This window comes from Noviherbaspirillum pedocola, from assembly GCF_016632335.1.
GTDB classification, from domain to species: domain Bacteria; phylum Pseudomonadota; class Gammaproteobacteria; order Burkholderiales; family Burkholderiaceae_D; genus Noviherbaspirillum_A; species Noviherbaspirillum_A pedocola.
The window spans coordinates 267,318-289,664 of record NZ_JAEPBG010000006.1 but is presented as its reverse complement, the minus strand read 5'-3'; the positions used below and the strand labels follow the sequence as shown (position 1 = coordinate 289,664).

Here is a 22,347-nt window from a genome sequence, read left to right as displayed (position 1 = left end):
AGAGCCCCGGCGCTGCGTACGATGCTTTACTCGCATGCGCGCCGGTCATTCCGTCAACGGGAGATCGATCATGCGCATTTTCTTCGCTAACCTGGCGCAGGCTGAAGCACTCAGCAAGCGGGTCGCCTCAGTCATTCGCGCACCAATACGCAAGGCCCGCGATGCCGCCGCCGCCCTGGCCGGGTACGATTCATGGAAGCACTTGGCGGACGTCACCGATTCAGGCGATGAACTCCCTTCGCTGCCGGACGAAGTCTGCAGCACCGAAGTCGTTCAAAGCCGCGTGCTGTATCAGGTGGCGCGACTTGCACGTTTTCTCGGCATTGACGAAGATGAGGCGGCGCAGGCGGTAACCCGCATCCGGCCGACAACAGCGTATTTCCTGCGCTTGAACGCAACGAAGTCACTGGCCGATCAACTGTTTCCGCAGGGCTGGACCGGAACCGCGGCCGCCGAAGAAGAGGGTGAGCGATACCTCGCCGTGGTCGGCGGTGACATTCAGCGCGACACGCTAGCCGAACTCTCCTTTGGCAAGGAAGAAGGCGCGGCGATCCTCGATCCCGCCACCGGAATACGCGTTCTGGCAGCATATACGGGCAAGCCTACAGACGGCGTTTCCCCCGGCGACCCGTACGCCATTGCTGTGCTCCGCCTGGTGCCTATCGTGCAGGAGCAGATCATCACGCATCTCGAATTGCGTTTGGTGACGTTCATGTGCGACGGCGAAATGAGCGAGCCCGATCTGGTATTCGTCGGTTCGGCAATACGGTCCTACCTGAACCAGCCTACGATCCACTGGCAATGCGACACAGGACCTTGCGGCGCGGCTGAAGGGATCACATTGACGCTGCACGGAACGACCAGCACGGACGAAGAGCGCGCCCTGATCGAAATGCTCGACATGGCCTTAATCGAGGCAGAGGAAGGTTGGCACCAAGTCACGGATTGCGCGGTCATTTCCACGCAGCGACTTGAGCAGCTGCCATTGGCGACGTTCATCAACGAAATGCAGGATTTTTCGGATGACGATGATGAGCAAAGTAGCTCATTGGTGCAGTTCGCGCAGGGCGCGCAGGCGTTCAACGAAGTCTGCGATGCCATGCAGCAGGCGCCGGCCCGGCTTGGCAGCTACCTCGAAGCCAAGGGCAAGTCCGATTATGCTGACTTCGCGCGCGCGCACGACGTATCGACCGGGGAGGGGGTTCGCCGCTTCCTTGAATTCGTGCAGGCGATCGAGCATGCCGGTGCGCTTGGCGTCGAAGTCGCCGTATTCATCCAGAACCATTTCATCACGACCGGGGAAGACGGCGGCGACACGGAATTCCTGCTGGGTGAAATGAGCGATTCGCCCGAAGATCCCGAAAAGGTAATGGCGGCGGTGAACGAGCGCATCGCCGAGCGCGCGGCAGCGCTGGCCTGCTGCGACATGGTGCGGCGCTATCGCGAAACACCCAGTGGCCGCTTGGCTGAGATCCTGGATGCGGGAGAGGTCGCGTTCCTTGGCAAGTCCGAGGATCGCTGAATGGCCAGAAATTCCATGAGCGACCTGTTCGTGCGGCTGCAAGCGCCGCTTTCCAACGTGCGCTGGTCGTGGGGCGCGGTGCGCGAAGCCGACAATGCACTGTTTCTGCGCGTGTGGGATGACCAGCGGTGGCTTGAAGACGGAAAGGTGTACCTGCGCCTGACCGACTTTGGCTACTACAACGAACATTCGGGCGACCGGGGCTGGAACGAGCGCTGGAAGCAGGTGCAAAGCATTCTGTCCCACAGTCGCAAGGATGGCGCCGGCAATCCTGCGGCGAACTACATGATCATCTGCGAAGCCGTCGACCGCAACGCGACGCCGCGCGCGATCAAACAATGGAACGACAGCAATGTGCTTGTCGGCGGCGAGCTGATTGAGCGTGAAGGCGACTACTGGCTGGAGCGCACCGGGATGCTGCCCATTGACCAGGCTCGCGAACCGGGGCATTAGACGGCCGCCGAATCGCGTGAAATTTCGTCGTTTTTCAGCGGCCCGCCCTGAGCTCGCCGCTGGCATCCTTTTCTCGACATGCAGATCAGGATGCCGCCATGCCAGAAACGCTTATCCGAACCGAAGCCGTCGCCCGACACTCCGAGGCCTGCTGCGCCGAACGTGAGGGGTATCGTGTGGTCTATGTGCCGCCGATGAAGACCCGAAGCACGGAAAACCGCAAAACGGTGCAAAGCGGGCTGACCCAGCAGGCAGCATTCGATCTCGCAGCGGAACTTGATCGCAGCATCGCAGGCTTCGGTACATACGGCGCCGCCTCCCACGAAGTGCGTCGCACCAAGCAGGCACGCCGGCGGCGAGAGGTCAACGAACCCTTTGAAGACATGCACCCCTGCGAAGGCGGATAGCGCCAACCTGTGCCAGTCCTGGATCGCTCGGCGAATACCGCCGCAAAGACCCCCGACAATCCCGCCCTTTAGCGTTGAGCGTGCCGATTCGCTAAATTTCATCGTTTTACGCGCAAGCTCTTGCATAAAGTAAAGCTGTCGCTTATTTTTATCCTTTAGACGTTTATCTTTCCTGTTTTTTGTCGGGTACATGCGACGCGCGCGTGGCCCCTGCACAATTCGCGAGATCGGCTTGAATACCTCCGGCCTTTTCGTTTCTTTAAAGCGACACGATGCTTAACAAATCATTCTTGCAGTCGCGCCAAAGCGCCAGCGCCGCGGTATTAGCCCCCCACTCCAGTCGCCGCGCGCAGCAGCAAGTGCGCTGGCTCGAACCGGAACTGCAGCAGATTGTCAGCGCTATCTACTGCGAGCATCCGGACCTGTTTGCATTGGAGACGGCTAGGGGATTAAAGGCCCGGCATGTATTCGAAGCGCAGGACTGTCTGTCAAAGGAGCGCCGCCGGCCGCTGATCTCGATCGCGCAGAATTTCGACGTCACGCGCATCAAGTTGGTCGAGCTGTATCGCGGCTTGTGTTCCGAAGGGCGCATCGTCGGGCAGCCGGGGCAGGCCGCGACCATAAACGACGATTCGCCTGTTCAGGGTGCGCAGGCGATGCTGTCTGGGCCTGCGCACGAGCACTATCCCGGTGCGATAACGGAAACGATCAAATGGAACCCGAACGAGTGGCAGTCCGTTGCGACCTATCTCTATCGCGCCAGCCCGGGATTCAGAGTAGACGGCGCGATCCACGCTGTCACCGTGGACGCGCTCGCCATGGCGCAGGAATCACTCGCCCCGTCGCGGCGTCGCAGTCTTGACGATCTTCGCGCAAACAGGCGCACGGATATGACCGTGCTTGAGGCCGTGTTTGATGTGTTACGAAAGAGCGACCCCGACTATGCGGGTAGTGTCTCGCGGCGGCAGCTGAGGCGCGTCGAGCCCGGAAACGCGGGCGATGAGCGAAGAAGCGCCGTCGAACAGGAATTTGCACAGCGGTACGGCGCGCATTACCGGCTTGCTCCGGCACAGACGGGAGCGCCTGTCACGCTACCGGCCACCGCTGTCGAAGCGCCGGAAGCGAAGACGGCAGCTCCGCAAGCGACCATCGCACAGCCAGCCGTGGAGGCGTTTGCACAGGAGCCGGCGGCAACCCCGGTCGCCGCGCCCGACATTAAGGTTGAAGCCGCCAGCCAGGTCCAGCTTGACGCCAGCGACGCACCGGCAACCGATGCGCACCTTTCCGCGCCGGCGCGCTCCGTCGAGGCCGCGCCGAAGGCAACTGTTCGTTCCGAGCCTGCGCCGGCGCTGGCGCATCTGGCGCAGACGTTCGCAGTGGTAGAGGACACCGACGCGGCGCAGCCGCATCCGATGCGTCCGTTCGTGCGGATGGTGTGCGAAGAGATGATGCGCGCCGCCATCCCGTATCTGCGCCCCTACCTCGACCAGCACCTTGGCGCAACGCCTCACCGAAACCACGACGAATAGGAATCAACCATGTCGGATCCAATGCACGCGCCGCGCAAGTTCATGGCAAGCGCAGAATTTTCTGAAAAGGCGCTGGCAAAGCGCATTGCCGCTGACGGATTCGCCGCCTTTTCTGTCGAACTTCTTCCGCCGGAGCTATACAGCGGCAATACCTATGCGCCGTGCATCAAGCACCCGGCAGGCTTCCTGACGTTGCGACAGGCAGTCGACGGCGACACCCGGCATATCGCCGATATCGAGTCCTGGGATCGGGTGATTCTGACGATCCATGACTATCGCCATGAATACCTGTTCTACAGCGCCACGAACGCCGCTATCCTGCGCGGCACGATCGATGCGTATCGCAGCATGCTCGAGCAGCGCGTAGCCGCTGCACCGCGCCTGATGAACCGGGTCAGCGTTGCCTATGTCCCGAAGCTGGGGCTGATGACTGTCGAGGCCAAACAGTTCAACGGCAAGCCCGACCTGATCGCGGTTCGCACGTTCGTGCAGACCTATCTCGCCAGCGAGTCGGTCGCGCAAAACATCACGGATGCCTTTGCGAACGGCGGCATGGAGGCTTCTCGACTCGGGCTGAAGTCACGCACCAACACGATTCTGGAGCGCCCCATGGCCGCACCGCAGCGTCGGCAAGCCGCGACGCAGACCGCGGCGAGCGTGTTCTGAGGCCACTTCGGCAATGACCCTCAAGCACCATACCGTTCGCAGCTTCCAGAGCCTATGAACGGTCAAGGCGCATTCAAATTCCATGAAGACTTACCCGCACCGAAAACCTCCCGCCTTTTTCCGCATTTGCGCGGCTATCGCACTTTTCACAGCAGTGCATGTGGCGCATGCTGGCGCCAGCAGCGGCTCTGCATGGACCAAGCAGCAATGGTGCAGCCGCGTCGTTGCGCGCCTGGCGCCGGTGGCCGATGTGCCATGCCAGGAATTCGACTTCGAGCCGGGAGGTGGCAAATCCCGTAGTGGCGTGCCGCTTTTCGTCGCGCGCTTCGACGCCGCTGCGGCGCCACAGGAAGATCCGCCGCGTCGTATTTTGCTCATCGGCGGCATCCACGGTGACGAACTTACCGCGTCGGCTATCGTCCTCAAATGGATGCGGCACATCCATGCGGATGGCGGCCGCGAATTCGTTTGGGAGGTCGTGCCGCTCGCGAACCCGGACGGCATGCTTGCCGGGAGACCGACCCGGCTCAACGGCCGCGGCGTCGACTTGAACCGCAATTTCGATACCGCGAACTGGCGCACCGAAGCGCCAGCTTACTGGGTCAACAATACCCACCGCGATCCGCGCCGCTATCCGGGCCCGGCGCCGCTGTCTGAACCGGAATCGCGGTGGATAGACGCTGAGATCACGCGCTTCCATCCAGACGTCATCATCTCTGTGCACGCGCCGTATGCGCTACTCGACTATGATGGTCCCGTTGCGGCACCAAAGCGTTTCGGCGCGCTGACACTGAACCCGGTCGGCGTGTACCCCGGCTCGCTGGGCAATTACAGCGGTGTGCTGTTGGGAGTTCCGGTCATTACGATCGAGCTTGCGCATGCCCTGGATATGCCGCCGCAGCACGAAGTCGAACGCATCTGGGACGACATGCTGGCATGGATAAGGAAGCATGCGCCGCGCCAGACACTCGCCAGCGCCAACGCGCCGAGCACGTCGAACCGTGCCGCGCAGCGAGGAAACCTGAAAACGAACTGACCAATGCCGATGCCAAGCCGAGATCCCGCCATGCCGCAATTCTTCTTCGATACGAGGACCTTGCCGCTGCTGCCGGATACAGTTGGCGTACGCGTCTCGGATTGTGGTCGCTACCGCTATCTGCTCTGGCGCATCTGGGACGCGCAACGTCCGAAGGTGACATTCATTGCGCTCGCGCCTGAAGGGGCGGACGATACTCGCGACGATGCCTCGGTGCGAAAGTTTCAGCAGCTGGCGCAGCAGGCCGGGTACGGCGGGTTCTATGTCGTCTGCCTTTTCGCATGTCGCGCCGCCGCGCGTACCGGTGACGAGCGCAGCAGCACGGACAACGACGTCGCCATCCTTGCGGCAGCACGTAGCGCCGCCGTGGTAGTGCGTAGCTGGGGCGAAGAGGCTGTCGAGGGTGGGCGCGATGCCGCAGTGCTGGCGCTGCTGCGCGAAGCCGGCATCATTTCACATGCGTTGGATCACGATTCGCGCCGCAAGCCGGTCGCCATGCCGCATGCCGGCGCGTATGCTGATGCATCCGCTCCCATTTGAGGTGTAGCCCATGTTCGTCGAAATTCCACCCGTCTGCAGCCTGTCCGATGACCGGCTGCAGGCGATCCTCACGGCTGCAATGATCGACCCGGAATGCGCGGACTTGTCGCGCGAAGAATTGCTGGCGCTGGTCGGACATGCCATCCGTAGCCGTGGCACCCCGCTGCCCGATCGCGTCGCAATGTCATATCGCCTGTCGCCACCCAAACCGGACGCAGTCGCCAACGTGTTTCCATTTCGGAAAAAGTGTAACTAATGCACGCCTCTGTTTCGCTCCTAGTGCCCAGAGGGAAAAAAATCCGGCAGTGATTTCCGCCAAGGCCGTATACTCTCGCCTTGTCAGCTGCGCTATGTCTTCCTCGGACAAGTGACGCAGCGGTGATTTTCCAGGGAGCGAAATGCACCAGTTTGCCGAGCCGACCACGCTAGGAAACCTGCCGCTGGACAATGGCTTTTTCCGTGCGATGCTCGACCAGTTTGCCGAAGGCGTGATTGCGTGCGACGCCAGCGGGCGCATCCGTTACTTCAACCGCGCTGCAGCGGTGCTTCATGGCCTTGACGGTCCGGCGATCGCGCTTGGACTGTGGCCTTCGCAGTACGACCTGCTTCATGCCGATGGCGTGTCCCCTTACGACGCCGACAACTTCCCCCTGATGCGCGCCCTGCGCGACGGCGCGGTGCATGATATGAAGTTCGCGATCCGCCCGCGCAACGGCAAGCCCATCGTCACAGTGCTGGCCCGCGGCCAGGTCTTGATGCACGCTGACGGAGAGGTCGCCGGCGCCATGCTGATCATGTCCGATATCAGCGCGCAGGTTGAAGTGGGAAAGCAGCGCTTCGCACGCATCGATGCGGTCGTGCAGGCAAGCCGCCAGATTTTTCAGGTGTCCAGCCTCGGTGACGCCGCGGGCGACTTGGTTGATATGTCGCCGCAGATTGCCTGGAAGGCTGACGCGAACGGCGCAATCACACATTTCACGAACTATTGGTACCGTCTGACGAATTGCCGCCCTGACGAGTCGCTTGGCAGTTCCTACCTCAGCATGGTCCATCCGGACGATCGCGAGCGCCTGAAAGATGCGTGGAACGACGCGAGCAGCCGGCGCGAGCCGCTCGAAGTTGAATTGCGCCTGATGAGCGCAGCCGAGCAGGAATTCAAATGGTTCCTGGTGAGAGGCGTACCGCGCTTCGACTATGCCGGCAGCATCGACCATTGGGTCGGCACCGCTATTGACATCACGTTGTGCAAGAACTCGGAAATGGCGCTGTTCGAACATGTGCGCATGCTTGAGGAGTTGCACCACGTCAGCGCGTCGGTCGCCTCCGAGCTTCGCCTTGAGCCGCTCATGCAGGTTGTCACCGACGCGGCCGTCGGCGTCACGGGTGCGCAGTTCGGCGCATTCTTCCACACCGTCTCCAGCGCCGAGGGTCACGATTATTCGCTGTACGCGGTATCCGGCCTGCCGCGCGCGGCGTTCGCGCAGGTGGCCGGGGAGGGCAGCAACGGAATTTTGTCGCCCGAGTTCGCCGCATCCGGCATCCGGCGCAGCGACGATATCAGCGCGGATGCTGCGCTCAGCCGCGACATTCCGAACGGTCTGCCGCCGCTGCGAAGCTACCTCGCCGTGCCGGTGTACGGCAGCGCCGGCGAGGTCTACGGCGCAATCGTGCTCGGCCACGCTCTGGCGGGCAGGTTCTCCGAACGGCATTCGCGCATGGTCGAAAGCATCGCCATGCAGGCGTCGGTCGGCATCGTTAACTCGCGCCTGTATGAGATGCGCGAAAGCCTGCTCGAGTCGGAGCGGATCGCGCGCGCCGCCGCGGAGCGCGAGAGCCGGCTGAAAGAAGAATTCCTGTCTGCGGTGTCGCATGAATTGCGCACGCCGCTGAATTCGATCATCGGATGGAGCACGATCCTGGCGCGCAGCCACCACGGCGACCCGCTGCTCGCAAAGGCAATCGCGGTGATCGAGCGCAACGCAAAGGCGCAGGCCCGGCTCGTAGACGATCTGCTCGCCATGGGCGGCATCATCGCGGGCAAAATGCCGTTGCGCATGTCCCATGTCGACCTGCTGCGCCTGGTGCGCGAGGCGGCGGAAAGTCTGAGGCCATTGACCGAATCCCTTGGCGTGCGCGTGGTCCTGCAGATGAAACTGCAGGAGGCAATCGTTTTCGCTGACCCGCTTCGCATGCACCAGGTGATCTGGAACCTGCTGTCGAATGCGCTGAAGTTTTCCCAGGCAGGTGCGGCGGTGACGGTATCGGTCGCCCGGGAATCCGAACGCTTCGCGCTGCGCGTGGCCGATACCGGCCGGGGCATCGCGCCGGAGTTCATGCCCTACCTGTTCGACCGTTTCAGGCAGGAGGATGGCTCGATCGCCAGGAAGCACGGCGGCCTTGGCCTTGGCCTTGCAATCGCCAAGGCTCTGGTCGAGCAACACGGCGGCGCCATTTCGGCGCACAGCGAGGGTATTGGCAGCGGCGCGGAGTTCACCGTGCTGTTGCCCGAGAGTGATGGTAGCGAGGTCGCGGAGGCGGACAATGAAGTCGACGTCGATGGCGGCGAGGCGCTGGAACTGGACCTCGCGGGGATCCGCGTGCTGGTAGTCGATGACGACGACGCCATGCAGGCGCATCTGCGCGAAGCATTGATACAGGCCGGCGCACAGGTCACCGTCGCGGCGTCGGTACGCACGGCGCTCGATATGCTCGCCCGCGAGGTCCCCGAAATTCTCCTCAGCGATATCGCCATGCCGGTCGAAGATGGCTTCGACCTCATCCGCAAGGTACGGGCGCTGGAAAAGCAGCAGGGGATTGCACGACTTCCCGCGATCGCGCTGTTCGACTTGCCCGCAGCACAGGACCGGGCAAGGATATTTCGCGCCGGCTTCAATGCCAGCGTGACAAAGCCGGTAGACACGGCAGAGCTGGTCGCGGTCATCGCAAGCCTGACCCTGAAGTAGCATGCAGGCGCCCCTGTTCCTCACGCGAGAACCGCTGCTTGACCCCGCAAGGAAGGTGCTCGCCTATAGCCTGAACTGGCAAGCCATCGCTTCGACAGGCCATGATTGCGAGCGCCTGCTCCTACTGCTGGCGTCGGAACTGAATGACGCCGCACAGGGATGGACACTGCTGCGTGGGCATTTGGTTGTGCCGGCGACGCCCGAGGTGCTGCGCAGCGCAGTGCCGCAAACGCTTTGGGCGCCATCGGTCACATTCAACCTCGACGCCGAGGATAGCCTGGATGCCGACACCTGCACTGCGCTCAGGCGGCGAGGCTTCGGAATTGGCGTGCGCGGGGTTCCGGCTGAGCTGGCACTGGCCGCACACGCAACCTTCTTTGAACTCGATGGTTCGGCTACCTACCTTCGTGCGCAGCTCTCTGACGTCGCCGGTCTGCGCAGCCGTGACTCCCGCGTCGCGCTGCGCAACATCGCCAGCTGGGCGCAGTACGAGTCCTGCGCTGCGGCCGGCATCGACGTCTATGCCGGCCGCCTGGTGCGAGCGCCGGTGCCACCTCATGCTGGTGGCCTGAACTCGACGCAATCCAACATCCTGCAGATCATCAACCTGGTGAACAGGAACGCGGATGTGCGCGACATCGAGGCGGCGTTGAAGCGCGAGCCGGCAGTGTCGTTCAAGCTTTTCCGCTACATCAACTCGGCCGGCGTGAGCCCGGGCGCGGAAATCACCTCGCTGCGCCATGCGGTCACGATGCTTGGCTACCGGGCGCTTTACCGTTGGCTGTCCGTGCTGCTCGCATCCTCTTCTTCGAGCACCTATTCCGCGGCGCTGATGCAGACAGCGGTCATACGCGGCCGTCTTGTCGAGCTTCTCGGTCAGGGCCTGGTGCCAAAGTACGAATCCGAAAACCTGTTCGTCGCGGGAATGTTTTCGCTGCTCGACCAAATGCTTGGCATGCCGATGCAAAAGGTACTGGAAAAGGTGCCGCTTGCCGAGCCGCTGGCCCATGCGCTGACTGACCGCCGCGGCGTCTATGGCCCGTTCCTCGCGCTTGCCGAGAGCTGCGAAGACGACAGCGGGAACAGCCGCCGGCTTGCCGACAGGCTGTTCATGGAAGCAGAGCAGGTCAACGCCGCGCATCTTGCCGCCCTGGTATGGGCGATGAACCTGCAAGTATGAACACGCAGTCTTACTGGACGCCCGCAGCGTATAGCCGATTTTAGTAACCGAAAGGGTTAAACCGTCTTGCGAAATAGGGAGCGTTCATGACGCCTGCGTTTTTAATCGCCGCTGGCCGGAGGATCGGCTCGTATCGCATCGCGTTGACGTCGACTCGAAAATCACAGAGCGCCCATAGATGGTCGTAGAATTCCTGCATCGCTCTGGCGACGAGCTCGGTAGTGTACTCGGCCGACCATGGAAACAGCTCACTGGTCTCACCAGTCGGCAGGTGCGGCTTCATGTTATGCCGGCCGAGACGATCGAAGCAGTGTTGCTCGGCCCAATGAGCCCAGTTATTGCCGCTCCACGGCACTGCGAAGGCGGCATGAAGGATCAGGTCCGGGGCACCCGTCTCGGAGAGTCTTCCTGCAATGGGTCCGTCCGTATAGCCGACCTTGCATTCGTCGCGCCAGATATTTGCCTTGACGTAGACCCATCCTTCCCATTTCGGGTCGACTCCGTTCGGCGCCGGCTCCGAAAAGTCGGCTACGCGCAAGTCAGGTGCAGGAAAACGTTCAAATGGGGCGAATTGCTGTTGCCATTGCTTGGGCGGCCAGTTCGCATAAAACGGTGATCGATCAAGCATGTCGAGATCCTCCGATGTCGGGAGCATGGATAGCGTACAGACGCATCACTCTAGGCAAATGGGTCACACCGCCTTTGACAAAAGTCGAACATGCGCACCCACTCTAAAATCCCGCGGTATCCCGCCGATAACGAGAGTACTACCGATCGGAGACCGCCATGAGCCAGCCATCGCTTCTCGCGCAATATGAGGACCTCGCGTCGACGATGCACCAGATGCTAGAGGCGGCGCGGCAGGGCCGTTGGGATACCTTCGACTACCTGCAAAGCTGCTACGACACGTTCATCGCGCTTTTGAAAGCTCGCGGTCCGTACCCGGCGCTCTCAGCGGACGAACGCCTGCGCAAGGTCGCAATCGTTCGGGCGATGCTGGCAGATGACCGCGAATTGCAGGCCATCGCCGAATCCCTCGCGTCTCAATAGTCCGACTGCCTCATTACCCTCCCGTCGCCGTGTGTTGTGTGAATGCCCCGAATTACGCCTTGCAGCAATTTTTTATTATGAATTGCCGCACGGGCGACTAGCGCAAAATCAATGTTTGTCGCTTTTTAGCGGTTTCTTTCGCCGTTAAATCAAGTTGCCGAATTTCTGAACGTACACTCGTGACTCATTGCTTCATCGATACACGAGGAGACGTGATGCGAGTCAGCGGCATGTATGTGACGGCAGTCAGCGCGATGTTGCTTTGCGCTTGTGGTAACAAGACAGACGCGAACGATGCGAACTTTAGTGCGGTGGTCTCGCAGCAGTTGGCGAAATCCCCGGATGTTTGCGCTCCGGCGATGGAGTGGCCGGTCGATATCACAGACTTCGACCAGCGCGTAGCTGCTAGCACCCATCAGGGGAAGGCGGTCCAGATGGCCGCGCTCGAGCAGGCCGGCCTGACCCAATCGACTGATGCTTTGGTGGACCAACCTTCAATGTCAGCAAAACCGCTCAAGGCGCACGTGCGGCGATACTCATTGACCGATGCCGCGAAACCGTTCACCAGAGAGCAGGAAATCAGATCGATGAACAACCAGGGCTCGATGGTGCGCGTGAAAGCTTCTGCGCTCTGTTTTGCCAAGGTCACGCTCGATAAGGTGCAGAAGTGGGACCAGCCGATGAAGCTGGGCAGCTATGAAGAGACCTCGGTCTTCTATACTTATCGTCTGAACGATATTGCCGAGTGGAGCAAGCGGCCAGACATTCAGGCCGCCTATCCTCCAATCAAAAAAGTGCTCGACGGTAGCGGGACGTTGGCTGTTCCGATGCGCATGAAGTTGACGAACCAAGGCTGGGAAGCGCTGTGATAACGCGGTCCGTGCCGCACAGGCGCCAATTCGCGCCGCGCGTCGCCGCAGCGCACAAGCTTTGAAAAGGATATTGATTGGAGACAAGATTTCTGTGAGGATAGTGAAAGGAGAATCCCATGCCCCTTTCATCCCCCGCAGTCGCCACATCGAAGCCGGTCAGTCGTCGAACCAACGTATGCGAGCGCAGGCGTTATCGCCTAGCCCGCGCGCGGGGCGAAGAACTCGGCGCCATCACGTCCCTCCACCCGGCCGCGCCACCTCTGCTCAAGTTCGTCAATGTCACGACGGCAGTATGCTTTGCCGATACGCCGCAATGCACCGGCGACTTTAGCGGAGCCGGGCGTACCCCCATGGTGCTGGTGCATGAGAGGGGCGAAATGCTCGAATACCGCATGGTTCCCATGTGCAGGGCCGTAATGGTTGAGCCGCCCGCCGGCGAGGACGCTCCGGTGATGTGCCAGCTGCAGCTCAAGGGTGGCGTGACTGCGATCGTCGACGGCGATACGCTGATCTATCTGCGCTAGGCAGGCAACTGGAACACCGGCCTGCAGCCGAGATGAGCTTTCGGAAGCGCCAACTCAAACTTCGTGCCGGTGGCCTCCTTCCCAATTCCTAATATCGCCGCCTTCGCCGCGGAGTCGGTCTGTGCGTAAAACGTCTGGACAAACTCTGGCGTTGCTGGGTTCCAGGCACCACGCCGGCGTAGGAGCCCCATACGCTCGATCTTGCGCAGAACTGCGACGACGCATTCATGGCTGCCGGCAATCTGCTCCAGTTCTTCCGCGAACCGCTTTGCCGCAAAGAACGCGCTGCGGTATGACAGGTGCGGACCACGTTTGACTTTGACGACGTAGGGCACACCCGGTAGGCGCATTTCAGGTTCCCTTAGCCACGATTCGTCGAAGGGAGCCATTGTTGATTGGGGTTCGCACATCAGATGCGATGGATGAAATCCGCGCCCGGTATTTCTTTCGGAAGGGTCTTCCGCGTAGTTCGGCCGGCGCAACTTGCCCTCGGCTTCGGCCATCGCAAGAACATGCTTTTCGTCCGGCGTCGGGTAGTAGCTTGGCCAACGGAATTGCTCGCGCGGCAGGCCAGGCGGTATGTACCACTTCCTGATGTGCTCCTCGAATTTCGCTCCAAGATGAGAGGCCTCGCCCTTTTCCGCGTACGGCACGTCAAGGAAGCTGAAGAACGCCGCAATGCGATCGCCCGTAGCGCGCCAGTATTCATCCCAGGCGCGTTGGTGTCGGGGGTCGGGCACCGCGTCGTCGTATTCCCGGCGAAAGCCCTTGAGCGCGTGCGCAAGAATGTTCATCAGGCGCTTGTCGTGGTCTTCCAGGTCAAGGTGCTCGGCCCGCAGCCGCAGCGTGTGCAGTAGGCCTTCTGCAAGGACGTATCCTTCCGAGGCGAGCGCCGGATGGCGCAGATGGGATCGATGTCGGCCCATGAGCGAATTCTCTTGGTTGATGAGGTGAACGCGCAGCCGTCTCATGCGAATGGGTGCCACGACTGCATTAGCACAATCGCAGCGCGAACATGAACACTGCGAAACCAGACCATATCGGCCGCTGCCACGGCCGCGGCCCATGCGAACGTGACCACGAACAGGTCGCAACGTCCGCTCTTCCACCAGTTCAGGGAAACACGGTGCAGCAGCCAGGGTACGCCGTAAGGGTTCGGCGTGTCGCAGACCAAATGCATCAGGCCACCGACGGCAAAGCCGAAAGGAACCGCAGCGTATGGGTAGCACGGCATTGCCCAATAGGACCCCATGACCAAGGCAATCCACGCGACGCCCCAATGGGTCAGGGTGCGGTGCTTGATCCACAGCCTGCGCCGGCGCGACCACCAGGCGACCTCAAGCCAGTCCGGCGCGGTACCGCCCGAGATACCGGCGATAAAAGCGCACACGCACCAGACATGGAAGGGGCCGACCATGCCGGCATGCGCAACGAGCGCGGCCGCGATCACGCCTGCCGCCCATCCGGTTGCCACATGCGCCTGCCGCGATGCCATCGTCGACCTTCCGTTCAGGATTCCGAAAGCATTATCGTCAACAAATCGTATCGCCTGAAGTCTTGCCAGGTAATAAAACGAGAAAGATTTGATGATGGAGGATCTTAAGCGTGCTGCCTGCACGCCATGGCGTGCTCTGACCGTTGCGAGACGTAGGATGGCCTCATCGAATTTGTATGGAGCGGAGGATGAATCTTGTGTACGAATGGACCGAGAGAGAGGTGCGTGACTTCAATGCGCTGTGCCATCCGGATCCGCATGCGCGGCTGCTGCGCAATCACTGGCCGCTCAAGTGCGTGCCCTATTTCGTATTGCGCTGGACGACCTCCGAAGGGGTCGCAAAATCTGCCGCACACTTCTGTTCGGGCCACGCGCACTGGCGCGCGCAGGTCTTTCGCGAGGCAGGGTGCGTGACCGAAATTGAAATTCGGTACATCCCGCAGGGCGAGCGGGTTGCGGTGGTGGATAGCCGCACCCGAGTGGAGTGCGATTGCGAAAACTGCCGGCTGCGCCAGAACGACCTGCTGCCATTACCGAATCCGCCGAAGATGTCCGCTGCACGGGCGCGGCGCCTGGCGCGCGGCGGTTAGCGTTCAGATGGTCTTGCGCAGCGTACGCAGCATGATGTGCTCGCCCTTCAGGGTGAGCGATAGGTCCTTCCAGCGCTTGTCGATGTATGCAAGCGCGCGCGCCGATGGTTCGCTGCGAACGCCGGTACGGATGAAGTAAAAAATATCCGCAATCGAGCAGACTTCAGTCGTAAAAGGCTTGGGTAGCTCCTGCTCTGCAAGCGACACCACTGTGGGAATCGGGTAGGCGGCCTGCAATGAGACGTCGTAGTCCTGCACCGTGATCGGCTGCGCGAGACGTGCGACTTCATTGACCAGGATCTCGCGGGTCTTTGGCGACTTCAGCAGACCGAAATCGAAGATATAGAAGCCGCCGCCTTCGCGCAGCAGGGTCGCCATGCGGTGAAATACCTGGCGCAAGCCGTCTTCCGTTGGCACATGATGCAGGGCGGAGGTCGTGATGATCAGATCGACCTTGGTTTCAGACAAGCTCGGCAGCGTTCGGATGTCTTCGCACAGGATCGAAACGTTGCTCAAGCCGCGCGCGCGGGCTTCCTCTTCGAGATGCTGAAGCATGTTGGGCGACAGGTCCGCGCCGATGAAATGGCATTCGGGATAGAGAACGGCAAGCTCGAGAAGCAGCGGGCCGGGGCCGCACGCAAGATCGAGGATGGTGTCGCCCGGCTTGATCATGCGAGACAGGTTGCGCAGGTGATGCAGCTGCAGCGCCGAGCTCGGACCGCCCCACTCGTAAGCTGCAACATAAGAGCGGATCTGCTCCGGATCGTCCATCGCCTCTGAAGGCTCATTGATACGGGGCGGATAGCTCTTGGTCTTGTATTCGTTCCAGATGATCTTGTCGAGTCGGAGCATGGCAGTCCAAGCGTGAAGGCGATGAGGTGTTTCTATTTCGTTATTCAGGACGCATGGTTCCAAGCGTCTCTACAGTTTTTCCAATAACGCGAAAATTTTTAGCTAAGTGAATCTACAACGAATTTCGGCTCAACAGCATCAAAATTAGCCATTTTGTCGATTTTGTCGCAAGTTCTGCATAATAATTCGCCTTGGAGTAACTTTTTTATTTCTGCGCGGCATCTATCTCAAATGCGCCGACGTTCACGCTGGGGCCGATGCGGGCACCAACTTTTCACGCACATGGCCGTGGGCGTATGTTCGTGCGTGCATAGGAGGATGTTGGAGTTTGGTAACTATGGAGATAAGGAAAGGCGAATATACGGAATTATGGCGACGAAATCGCTAATATGATGGCATCATGGAAAACATGAATTCCGGCGGAATTCACGTTGGTTTCACGGGCTCCGGTTCCCTATCCGAAAGTAACCTTTGCCCTGTTCAGTAGCAGGGCATCCCGGCTCCATGCGGCCTCATAACCTTAATAGACAAGCCTTATCGCCATGCCACGCCACCTTACCCCAGCCATCTACAACCACGCAGGTATTCCAGGGTGCATGATGCGCCGCGGGAACCGTCGAACCGGCACGGTCATTACGCTGTACCACAGCGAGCAGGCCGGGTTGGACAGCACGCAAGGGGAGTGGGCTGTCGTGTGCGAAGATCATAAGGTCACCCAATATCACCCAACGCTCATGCATGCCCGGATGGTGCAATCGGACCCGAGCGAGTGGTGCGAGCAGTGCCTTGCCGCCGTAAAGGGTGGCAACGTGCAACCCCGCAGGGTCAGCGCGCGCGCATGAGCGACCATCCGATTCGCGTGGTCACCGTCGATGACCACCCCTTCGTTCGCGAAGGTATCCGGCACGTCGTCAACGACGCCGGCGATATGACCTTCGCGGGCGAAGCGGCAGATGGACAGCAAGCGCTGACGCTGCTTCGGTCTTGCGCGGCAGATGTCGTGCTGCTGGACATTTCGATGCCCGGGCGCAGCGGCTTCGACCTCCTGGCGCAGATCCGCAAGGAATTTCCGGGTCTCAAAGTGCTGATGCTGTCGATGCACGAGGAGCAGCAGTTTGCCGTGCGCGCGCTGAAATGCGGTGCGGCGGGTTTCCTGTCCAAGCATATCCATCCGGGCGAACTGCTTGCCGCCGTGCGTCATGTGGTGTCGGGCCGCAAGTACATCACCCCGACGCTGGCCGAGGCGCTGGCCCAGCTTGCCGGCGATGGAGACAACCCGGCGCCGCACGAACTGCTGTCGAACCGGGAGTTCGAGACGCTGATCAAACTGGCTTCCGGCAAGCGCCCGGTCGACATTGCCAGCGAGCTGAGCCTGTCGATCAAGACGGTTTCACAGTACCGCACCCGCCTTTTGGCGAAGATGAAATTGCGGCACAACGGCGAACTGATGCATTACGCCATCACTCATGGCCTGATCGACTGCGCGCCGGCCGCATAGTCGCTATGGCGTGCGCGGCATATCGACGGCTTGCGCGCCATGCTTTGCCAGCTACCCTTGTAGCCATCGACTTTGGAGACTCGACGATGGCTGAATTCTCACTCAGGCTAAACGGACAGCAGATCATGACCGGCGACGACGTTTCATGCCGCGTCATCTTCAATAACCTGTCCGGCCGCAATTTTCAGAACCGCGAACTCTGGCAAACTCAATCGTACGAGGACTATCTCGCCTGGATGGGTGCGCATTTGCGCGTGCTGCGCTGGAGTGGCGAGGTGACGCTTCACGATGAAGATGGCGAAGAAATCGACCAGCATGCGTTTGTGGCTTCACCGGAAGGACGTACCGCCGACATGAAGAACGTATTTCAAATCGGGAGCGTGCGATGAAAAAGCTGCTCGCAATCGCGGCGGTCACATTCGTCGCCACCGGCTGCGCTTCCAGCACCAGGCCAGGCGCCGTAGGAGTGACGCGCCAGCAGACGCTCTGGGTGTCTTCCGAGAAGGTGGACAAGATTGCGGCGGACAGCTACCTGCAGATGGCGGTGCAGGCCAAGATGCAAGGCAAGCTCATCACGCAAGGCCCGGAGTATGACCGGCTGAAGGCGATTGCAATGCGCGTGAAGGCGCAGGCGAATACGTTCCGCGATGATGCCGATGCCTGGCACTGGCAATTCGCTCTCATCAACGATCCGAAGATCAATGCGGCCTGCGCGCCAGGCGGCAAAATCATCCTGTACACGGGCTTGCCCAGAACGCTGCATCTCACCGACGACGAGGTCGCTGTGGTGCTTGGCCATGAAGTCGCGCATGCGTTGCGCGAGCACGGGCGGGAAAAGCTGTCGCAGGCAATGTTGAAGAACACGGCAGTGCAGATCGCCTCGGTCGCTGCACCAGGCGCGGCCGGTACCGTTGGTCTGGCGAATCAGGCGTCGCAGCTACTTTTCACGCTGCCGAACAGCCGTCAGAACGAAGTCGAAGCCGACCAGATGGGGCTTGAGCTGGCCGCACGCGCCGGCTTCGACCCGCGCGCGGCGATCACGCTGTGGCAAAAGATGGCAACGGCCTCGCAGGGCAAGGCGCCGCCCGAGTTTCTTTCCACGCATCCGTCGGATGCAAGCCGCATCGAGTCGCTGTCTGCGCTGATGCCGACCGTGATGCCGCTGTATGAAGCTGCGCACCGTCGGTAAACTATTCATTACGCTACGCCTTTCCGTCAACGGCGATATCAACGGCATACCGATAGCCATTCTTGCCTGAAATCTTCATGGCATACAGTGCGGCGTCAGCATGCGCGAGCAGATCTGACGCTGCGCTCCCGTGTTGAGGATAGACGGCGATGCCGACGCTGGCGCTGATCCCGACCTCACGCCCGCCCACAGCGAAAGCGGATGACAAGGTGTGAATCACCTTGTCGGCCGGCACAGAAGCCTCTTCCGGCGAACGGATCTCCGAAAGCACCATCACGAATTCGTCGCCGCCAAGGCGTCCCACGGTGTCTGCCTGCCGCACACTGTGCGACAAGCGTCTGGCCACGTGTTGCAACAGTTCGTCGCCGGCTGCGTGACCCAGGCGGTCGTTGATTTCCTTGAAACCGTCCAGATCGATGTAGAGCAGCGCCATATGCTTGCTGTTTCGCTTTGCCAGATGAAGCGCGGTGTCGATCCGATCGAGGAGCAAACGACGATTCGGTAGGCCGGTCAGCGCATCATGGAGTGCCATTAAGCGATGTTCTTCAGAGCGTCGGGACAGATCCTTGACGAGCGTCCTAACGCGTAGAGCGTTGCGTAGACGTAGATCCAGCTCGTTCAGGTCGTATGGCTTGGTGACGACATCCAGCGCGCCGGCGGCGAGCGCTTCGTTTCGACGGCTGCCGTACCCGGTCACGACAAAGATCGGTAACAGATGGCCGTTCGACTCTGCCTGCAGGCGCTCCATGACAGCCAGGCCATCGAGCCCCGGCATGCATATATCAAGCAAAATCAGGTCGTAGTCTTGGGCAGCATGCAACGCTGCTACCGCGCTTGGGTCCGTGACCACCGTTACCTCGGCATATCCACGCATACGCAGCAGCTCAGCGAGAGATTGCGCATGCCGGACGCAGTCATCGACGACAAGTAGTTTCAAGGGGCAGATACCTTTGCTATGGCGAACGTTGATATCGACCGCCAATGCGGTTCGCGCCGGAAAAAACGGCAATCTTAAATTATTCAACAACAGGTATGCAGCTTTCTGTGCGCGATACGCGCCAGCGAAACAGGCGCTCTTCTGTTTCGTGTGACGCATTCCGCACGATTTCTGTAACGCTGTATGATTGCGAAAAGTTAACATCTTTGCGTATTTTTCCATTTGGCAATCGATGACGCTCGATTTTTTGAAAACACGGATCGCCGCTGCCGCAACGTCATCCCATTATGGTTTCTTCTTCGCTACGCACTCAGGCCGTACCCAGCATTATTCCGATAGCGTCGGTTGTGCTCTTCATCGGATTGTTGTGGGCATGGGTGTTCGGAACCATCGCCCAAGAGAAGGCCCGGATCGATAAGGAGATGCGAGCGTCCGTCTCCGCGCAGGCGAAGGCCTATGCCGAACAGCTCGACCGCACGCTCTCCCAAATCGATTATCTGCTGCTCAGCCTGAAATTCCACTGGGGAGAAACGCACGGCAATGTAAAACTGGAGCGGCAGGTTGCTGCCGGGCTGATCCCGGATGAGAACAAACTGATCGTTTCCATCGTCGACCGTCATGGCTGCCTGGTGACCAGCACCACCCCGTTCGATCGCAAAACGCCTTGTATCAGCAAGACTGCGCATTTTCTCGAACATCAACGCAATGCCAACGCAGGGCTGCTGATCTCGGACCCCCTGATTGGGATGCGAACCAAGCAGCCGAAGATCGTTCTTTCGCGCCGTCTTGAGGACGCTCGCGGCATGTTCGACGGCATCGTTATCGTCGCTATTGATCCCGACTACCTGGTGTCGTTTCGCGATGCCAGTGCTGCGGATAGGGACGATTTCATCGCGGTTCGCAAGAGCGACGGCGTATTTCTTGCTGCGAAGACACCTGCGGACAAAAGTGCCCGTGGCCCCATGGCCGACTCTTATACCGACTTCACACGTGATTCCGGAGTAGGCATCGCGCCAAAGGAGCGGTTCTACGACCATATCCCGCGCGTGGTGGCATGGCAAAAAGTCCGGGGATATCCCGTGTTCTCAATGGCCGGAATGTCGATACCGGCGCGCAATGAGGCCTTTGCCCCCCGCAAGCGCGAGCTGGTAATGATTCTCGCTATCGGCACTCTGTTTCTCGTGCTGCTGGCCGCCGCTGCAACGCTCTACACGCGGTGGCGGAACCAGCAAAGGAAATATAGAAGCGAGGTGCGTGATGCTTACCGGATCGCGACTGAAAATACCCAAGATGCGTTTTACATCCTGCGACCTGTGCAAGACGCCGCGGCGAACATCACTGACTTCGTCATCGAGGACTGCAACGACCAGGGCGCGGTAAACCAAGGCATCGAACGTGACAGACTCGTAGGCATGACCTTGAGCCAGCTTTACGGCAATGGCGAAGTGGCTAATCCGCTTCCGGAGTTTCGGCGCGCGATGGAAGTTGGCTATCTGGAGGATGAGATCTACGTCCCCAAACGTACTGCGCACCCGCCGCGCTGGGTCCAACGCCGCATGGCGAAGACCGGTGTTGGCCTTGCCATTACGGTCAAGGATATCTCCACGATAAAGGAGCATGAAGCCAGACTCGAGCAATTGGCGCACACTGATGCGCTGACGTCATTGCCAAACCGGCACTGGTTGACGCAATACCTGCCCAGAGCTATCGAGAGGGTACAACATGCGCACCGCCCCCTATCGCTGCTCTTCGTCGATCTTGACGACTTCAAGCTGCTTAACGACACGCTTGGGCATGCGGCCGGAGACGAACTGCTCAGTGCCGCCGCCATGCGTTTGCAGGGCGTTTTACGCCCCACAGACAGCGCCGTGCGCCTGGGCGGCGATGAATTCATGCTTGTGCTCGAATCCATCGACGGCGAAAGCGACGCGGCGACTATCGCAAACCGCATCATCGAGCGGCTCCGAGAGCCATTCGTAGTCGCCGGCGGCCACGCGCATACCATTAAGGCGTCGATCGGTATCAGCGTGTTTCCGCGCGACGGCGACAATATGCAAACGCTGATGAAGAACGCCGATATCGCAATGTACTCGGCGAAGGAAGCAGGCAAGGGCGGCTACCGGTTTTTCGATGCTCACCTGTCCGATCAGTTGGTCCGCAGATTGAACTGGCAGAAGGAGCTGAAGCATGCCATCGAGCATGAAGAGCTGCTGCTGCACTACCAGCCACGCGTCGACGCTGTCACAGGCGAGATCACGAGCCTCGAAGCACTGGTACGCTGGAAGCATCCTGAGCACGGCATGGTGCCGCCGGATGCGTTTATTTCAGTCGCTGAAGAGACAGGGCTCATCGTACCGCTTGGCGAACAGGTCATTCACCAGGCATGTCGCCAGTTGGCGCAGTGGCGCCGCGACGGTATACCGCTCGTGCCAGTCGCGGTGAACGTCTCTGCGAGGCAGATCAATGGCGGCAGTGTGAGCAGCACAGTTCATTACTGCATGAAGGCATATGCGATCGAGCCCGCCTTGCTCGAGATTGAGATCACGGAATCCGAAACGGTAGCCGGGAGCAAGATCGCAGCAGAGGAAATTGCAGCGCTGCAGCGAATGGAGCTCAGCCTGTACGTAGACGACTTCGGTACAGGCTATTCTTCGCTGTCGCAGTTGCAGCATCTGGACATGCAGGGCCTGAAAGTAGACCGTGCATTCACTTCGCAACTGGCGAAGCCGTCCGGGGTCGAGCTATTCCGCGCGATTGTGTCAATGGCGCATGCGATAGACATGCTCGTTGTAGCCGAAGGCGTCGAGACCGTCGAACAGCTGCACACGCTACAGGCGTTGGGCTGCAATGAAATCCAGGGTTATTTCATCTCGAAGCCGGTGCCGCCGGACAATGCTGCCGCGCTGATCCAGCGAAAGAAGCTTTTCCCTGCGATACGGCCATAGATGCTGCCGGCGAGCCTGATCGTTCTCGATGCGTAGAGCAAAAAAAACCCGCTCACAGGGAGCGGGTTAATCCATCCTTGGGAGGGTGGAGGAGACAAG

The 22,347-nt window shown here is 60.3% G+C and carries 23 protein-coding genes; 17 read left to right on the top strand and 6 right to left on the bottom strand.

Features of this window, described 5'->3' with window-relative positions; genetic code table 11:
- The first annotated feature begins 34 nt into the window (after positions 1–34).
- Positions 35–1,522, top strand: coding sequence for a hypothetical protein (locus JJB74_RS16320; RefSeq protein WP_234484217.1), 1,488 nt, complete (start codon positions 35–37; stop codon positions 1,520–1,522).
- Between the two features lie 15 nt (positions 1,523–1,537).
- Positions 1,538–1,975 carry a hypothetical protein gene (locus JJB74_RS16315; protein ID WP_200593376.1) on the top strand — a complete coding sequence of 146 codons (438 nt, stop codon included), beginning with the start codon at positions 1,538–1,540 and terminating at the stop codon, positions 1,973–1,975.
- Here JJB74_RS16315 and JJB74_RS16310 read toward each other — a convergent pair.
- On the bottom strand, positions 1,972–2,574 hold the full coding sequence (locus tag JJB74_RS16310) for a hypothetical protein (protein WP_200593374.1): 603 nt from the start codon (positions 2,572–2,574) through the stop codon (positions 1,972–1,974). The genes JJB74_RS16315 and JJB74_RS16310 overlap by 4 nt on opposite strands.
- A gap of 167 nt (positions 2,575–2,741) precedes the next feature.
- On the opposite strand from JJB74_RS16310, the gene JJB74_RS16305 reads away from it, so the two are divergent.
- The 7 genes from JJB74_RS16305 (at position 2,742) to JJB74_RS16275 (ending at position 10,296) form a co-directional block, all read left to right on the top strand.
- Complete coding sequence (locus tag JJB74_RS16305; RefSeq protein WP_200593372.1) at positions 2,742–3,911, top strand: hypothetical protein; 1,170 nt, start codon at positions 2,742–2,744, stop codon at positions 3,909–3,911.
- A gap of 9 nt (positions 3,912–3,920) precedes the next feature.
- Complete coding sequence (locus JJB74_RS16300) at positions 3,921–4,577, top strand: hypothetical protein (protein ID WP_200593370.1); 657 nt, start codon at positions 3,921–3,923, stop codon at positions 4,575–4,577.
- Positions 4,578–4,737: 160 nt separating this feature from the next.
- Positions 4,738–5,613: a M14 family zinc carboxypeptidase gene (locus tag JJB74_RS16295; RefSeq protein ID WP_200593368.1), complete on the top strand. Its 876-nt coding sequence runs from the start codon at positions 4,738–4,740 to the stop codon at positions 5,611–5,613.
- Between the two features lie 30 nt (positions 5,614–5,643).
- Complete coding sequence (locus JJB74_RS16290; protein WP_200593366.1) at positions 5,644–6,153, top strand: DUF1643 domain-containing protein; 510 nt, start codon at positions 5,644–5,646, stop codon at positions 6,151–6,153.
- Between the two features lie 10 nt (positions 6,154–6,163).
- Positions 6,164–6,409, top strand: a complete 246-nt coding sequence (locus tag JJB74_RS16285) for a hypothetical protein (RefSeq protein WP_200593364.1) — start codon at positions 6,164–6,166, stop codon at positions 6,407–6,409.
- A 142-nt stretch (positions 6,410–6,551) separates the two neighbouring features.
- On the top strand, positions 6,552–9,116 hold the full coding sequence (locus JJB74_RS16280; protein WP_200593362.1) for a hybrid sensor histidine kinase/response regulator: 2,565 nt from the start codon (positions 6,552–6,554) through the stop codon (positions 9,114–9,116).
- 1 nt (position 9,117) lies between these two features.
- Entirely contained in the window at positions 9,118–10,296 is a 1,179-nt protein-coding gene (locus JJB74_RS16275; RefSeq protein WP_200593360.1) for an EAL and HDOD domain-containing protein, read from the top strand.
- A 40-nt stretch (positions 10,297–10,336) separates the two neighbouring features.
- On the opposite strand, the gene JJB74_RS16270 is transcribed toward JJB74_RS16275, so the two are convergent.
- Positions 10,337–10,924 carry a hypothetical protein gene (locus JJB74_RS16270; RefSeq protein WP_200593358.1) on the bottom strand — a complete coding sequence of 196 codons (588 nt, stop codon included), beginning with the start codon at positions 10,922–10,924 and terminating at the stop codon, positions 10,337–10,339.
- 158 nt (positions 10,925–11,082) lie between these two features.
- Here JJB74_RS16270 and JJB74_RS16265 point away from each other — a divergent pair, with 158 nt between their 5' ends.
- The 3 genes from JJB74_RS16265 (at position 11,083) to JJB74_RS16255 (ending at position 12,742) form a co-directional block, all read left to right on the top strand.
- A complete protein-coding gene (locus tag JJB74_RS16265; RefSeq protein WP_200593356.1) occupies positions 11,083–11,346 on the top strand; it encodes a flagellar protein FliT in 264 nt (87 codons plus the stop codon).
- Positions 11,347–11,561: 215 nt separating this feature from the next.
- On the top strand, positions 11,562–12,215 hold the full coding sequence (locus tag JJB74_RS16260; protein ID WP_200593353.1) for a hypothetical protein: 654 nt from the start codon (positions 11,562–11,564) through the stop codon (positions 12,213–12,215).
- Positions 12,216–12,334: 119 nt separating this feature from the next.
- A complete protein-coding gene (locus JJB74_RS16255) occupies positions 12,335–12,742 on the top strand; it encodes a hypothetical protein (RefSeq protein WP_200593351.1) in 408 nt (135 codons plus the stop codon).
- Here JJB74_RS16255 and JJB74_RS16250 read toward each other — a convergent pair.
- Together JJB74_RS16250 and JJB74_RS16245 are read right to left on the bottom strand one after the other, a co-directional pair.
- Positions 12,739–13,713: a DUF5710 domain-containing protein gene (locus JJB74_RS16250; RefSeq protein ID WP_200593349.1), complete on the bottom strand. Its 975-nt coding sequence runs from the start codon at positions 13,711–13,713 to the stop codon at positions 12,739–12,741. The two genes, JJB74_RS16255 and JJB74_RS16250, sit on opposite strands and share 4 nt — an antisense overlap.
- Positions 13,710–14,237, bottom strand: a complete 528-nt coding sequence (locus JJB74_RS16245) for a metal-dependent hydrolase (protein ID WP_200593347.1) — start codon at positions 14,235–14,237, stop codon at positions 13,710–13,712. Before JJB74_RS16245 ends, JJB74_RS16250 begins: the two co-directional genes overlap by 4 nt.
- Positions 14,238–14,425: 188 nt before the next feature.
- Here JJB74_RS16245 and JJB74_RS16240 point away from each other — a divergent pair, with 188 nt between their 5' ends.
- Complete coding sequence (locus JJB74_RS16240; protein ID WP_200593345.1) at positions 14,426–14,827, top strand: hypothetical protein; 402 nt, start codon at positions 14,426–14,428, stop codon at positions 14,825–14,827.
- A 3-nt stretch (positions 14,828–14,830) separates the two neighbouring features.
- Here the strand turns inward: JJB74_RS16240 and JJB74_RS16235 are convergent, their stop codons facing one another.
- Entirely contained in the window at positions 14,831–15,679 is an 849-nt protein-coding gene (locus JJB74_RS16235) for a class I SAM-dependent methyltransferase (RefSeq protein ID WP_200593343.1), read from the bottom strand.
- 838 nt (positions 15,680–16,517) lie between these two features.
- On the opposite strand from JJB74_RS16235, the gene JJB74_RS16230 reads away from it, so the two are divergent.
- The 3 genes from JJB74_RS16230 (at position 16,518) to JJB74_RS16220 (ending at position 18,366) form a co-directional block, all read left to right on the top strand.
- Positions 16,518–17,177 (top strand): response regulator, encoded by a 660-nt coding sequence (locus JJB74_RS16230; RefSeq protein ID WP_200593341.1) that lies wholly within the window; start codon positions 16,518–16,520, stop codon positions 17,175–17,177.
- An 86-nt stretch (positions 17,178–17,263) separates the two neighbouring features.
- Positions 17,264–17,566, top strand: coding sequence for a DUF7688 family protein (locus JJB74_RS16225; protein ID WP_200593339.1), 303 nt, complete (start codon positions 17,264–17,266; stop codon positions 17,564–17,566).
- Positions 17,563–18,366 (top strand): M48 family metallopeptidase, encoded by an 804-nt coding sequence (locus tag JJB74_RS16220; protein WP_200593337.1) that lies wholly within the window; start codon positions 17,563–17,565, stop codon positions 18,364–18,366. The genes JJB74_RS16225 and JJB74_RS16220 overlap by 4 nt, the downstream gene beginning before the upstream one ends.
- Before the next feature lie 13 nt (positions 18,367–18,379).
- Here the strand turns inward: JJB74_RS16220 and JJB74_RS16215 are convergent, their stop codons facing one another.
- Positions 18,380–19,525: a diguanylate cyclase domain-containing protein gene (locus JJB74_RS16215; RefSeq protein ID WP_200593335.1), complete on the bottom strand. Its 1,146-nt coding sequence runs from the start codon at positions 19,523–19,525 to the stop codon at positions 18,380–18,382.
- 125 nt (positions 19,526–19,650) lie between these two features.
- Here JJB74_RS16215 and JJB74_RS33940 point away from each other — a divergent pair, with 125 nt between their 5' ends.
- Positions 19,651–22,248, top strand: coding sequence for a bifunctional diguanylate cyclase/phosphodiesterase (locus tag JJB74_RS33940; RefSeq protein ID WP_200593333.1), 2,598 nt, complete (start codon positions 19,651–19,653; stop codon positions 22,246–22,248).
- Positions 22,249–22,347 lie beyond the last annotated feature (99 nt).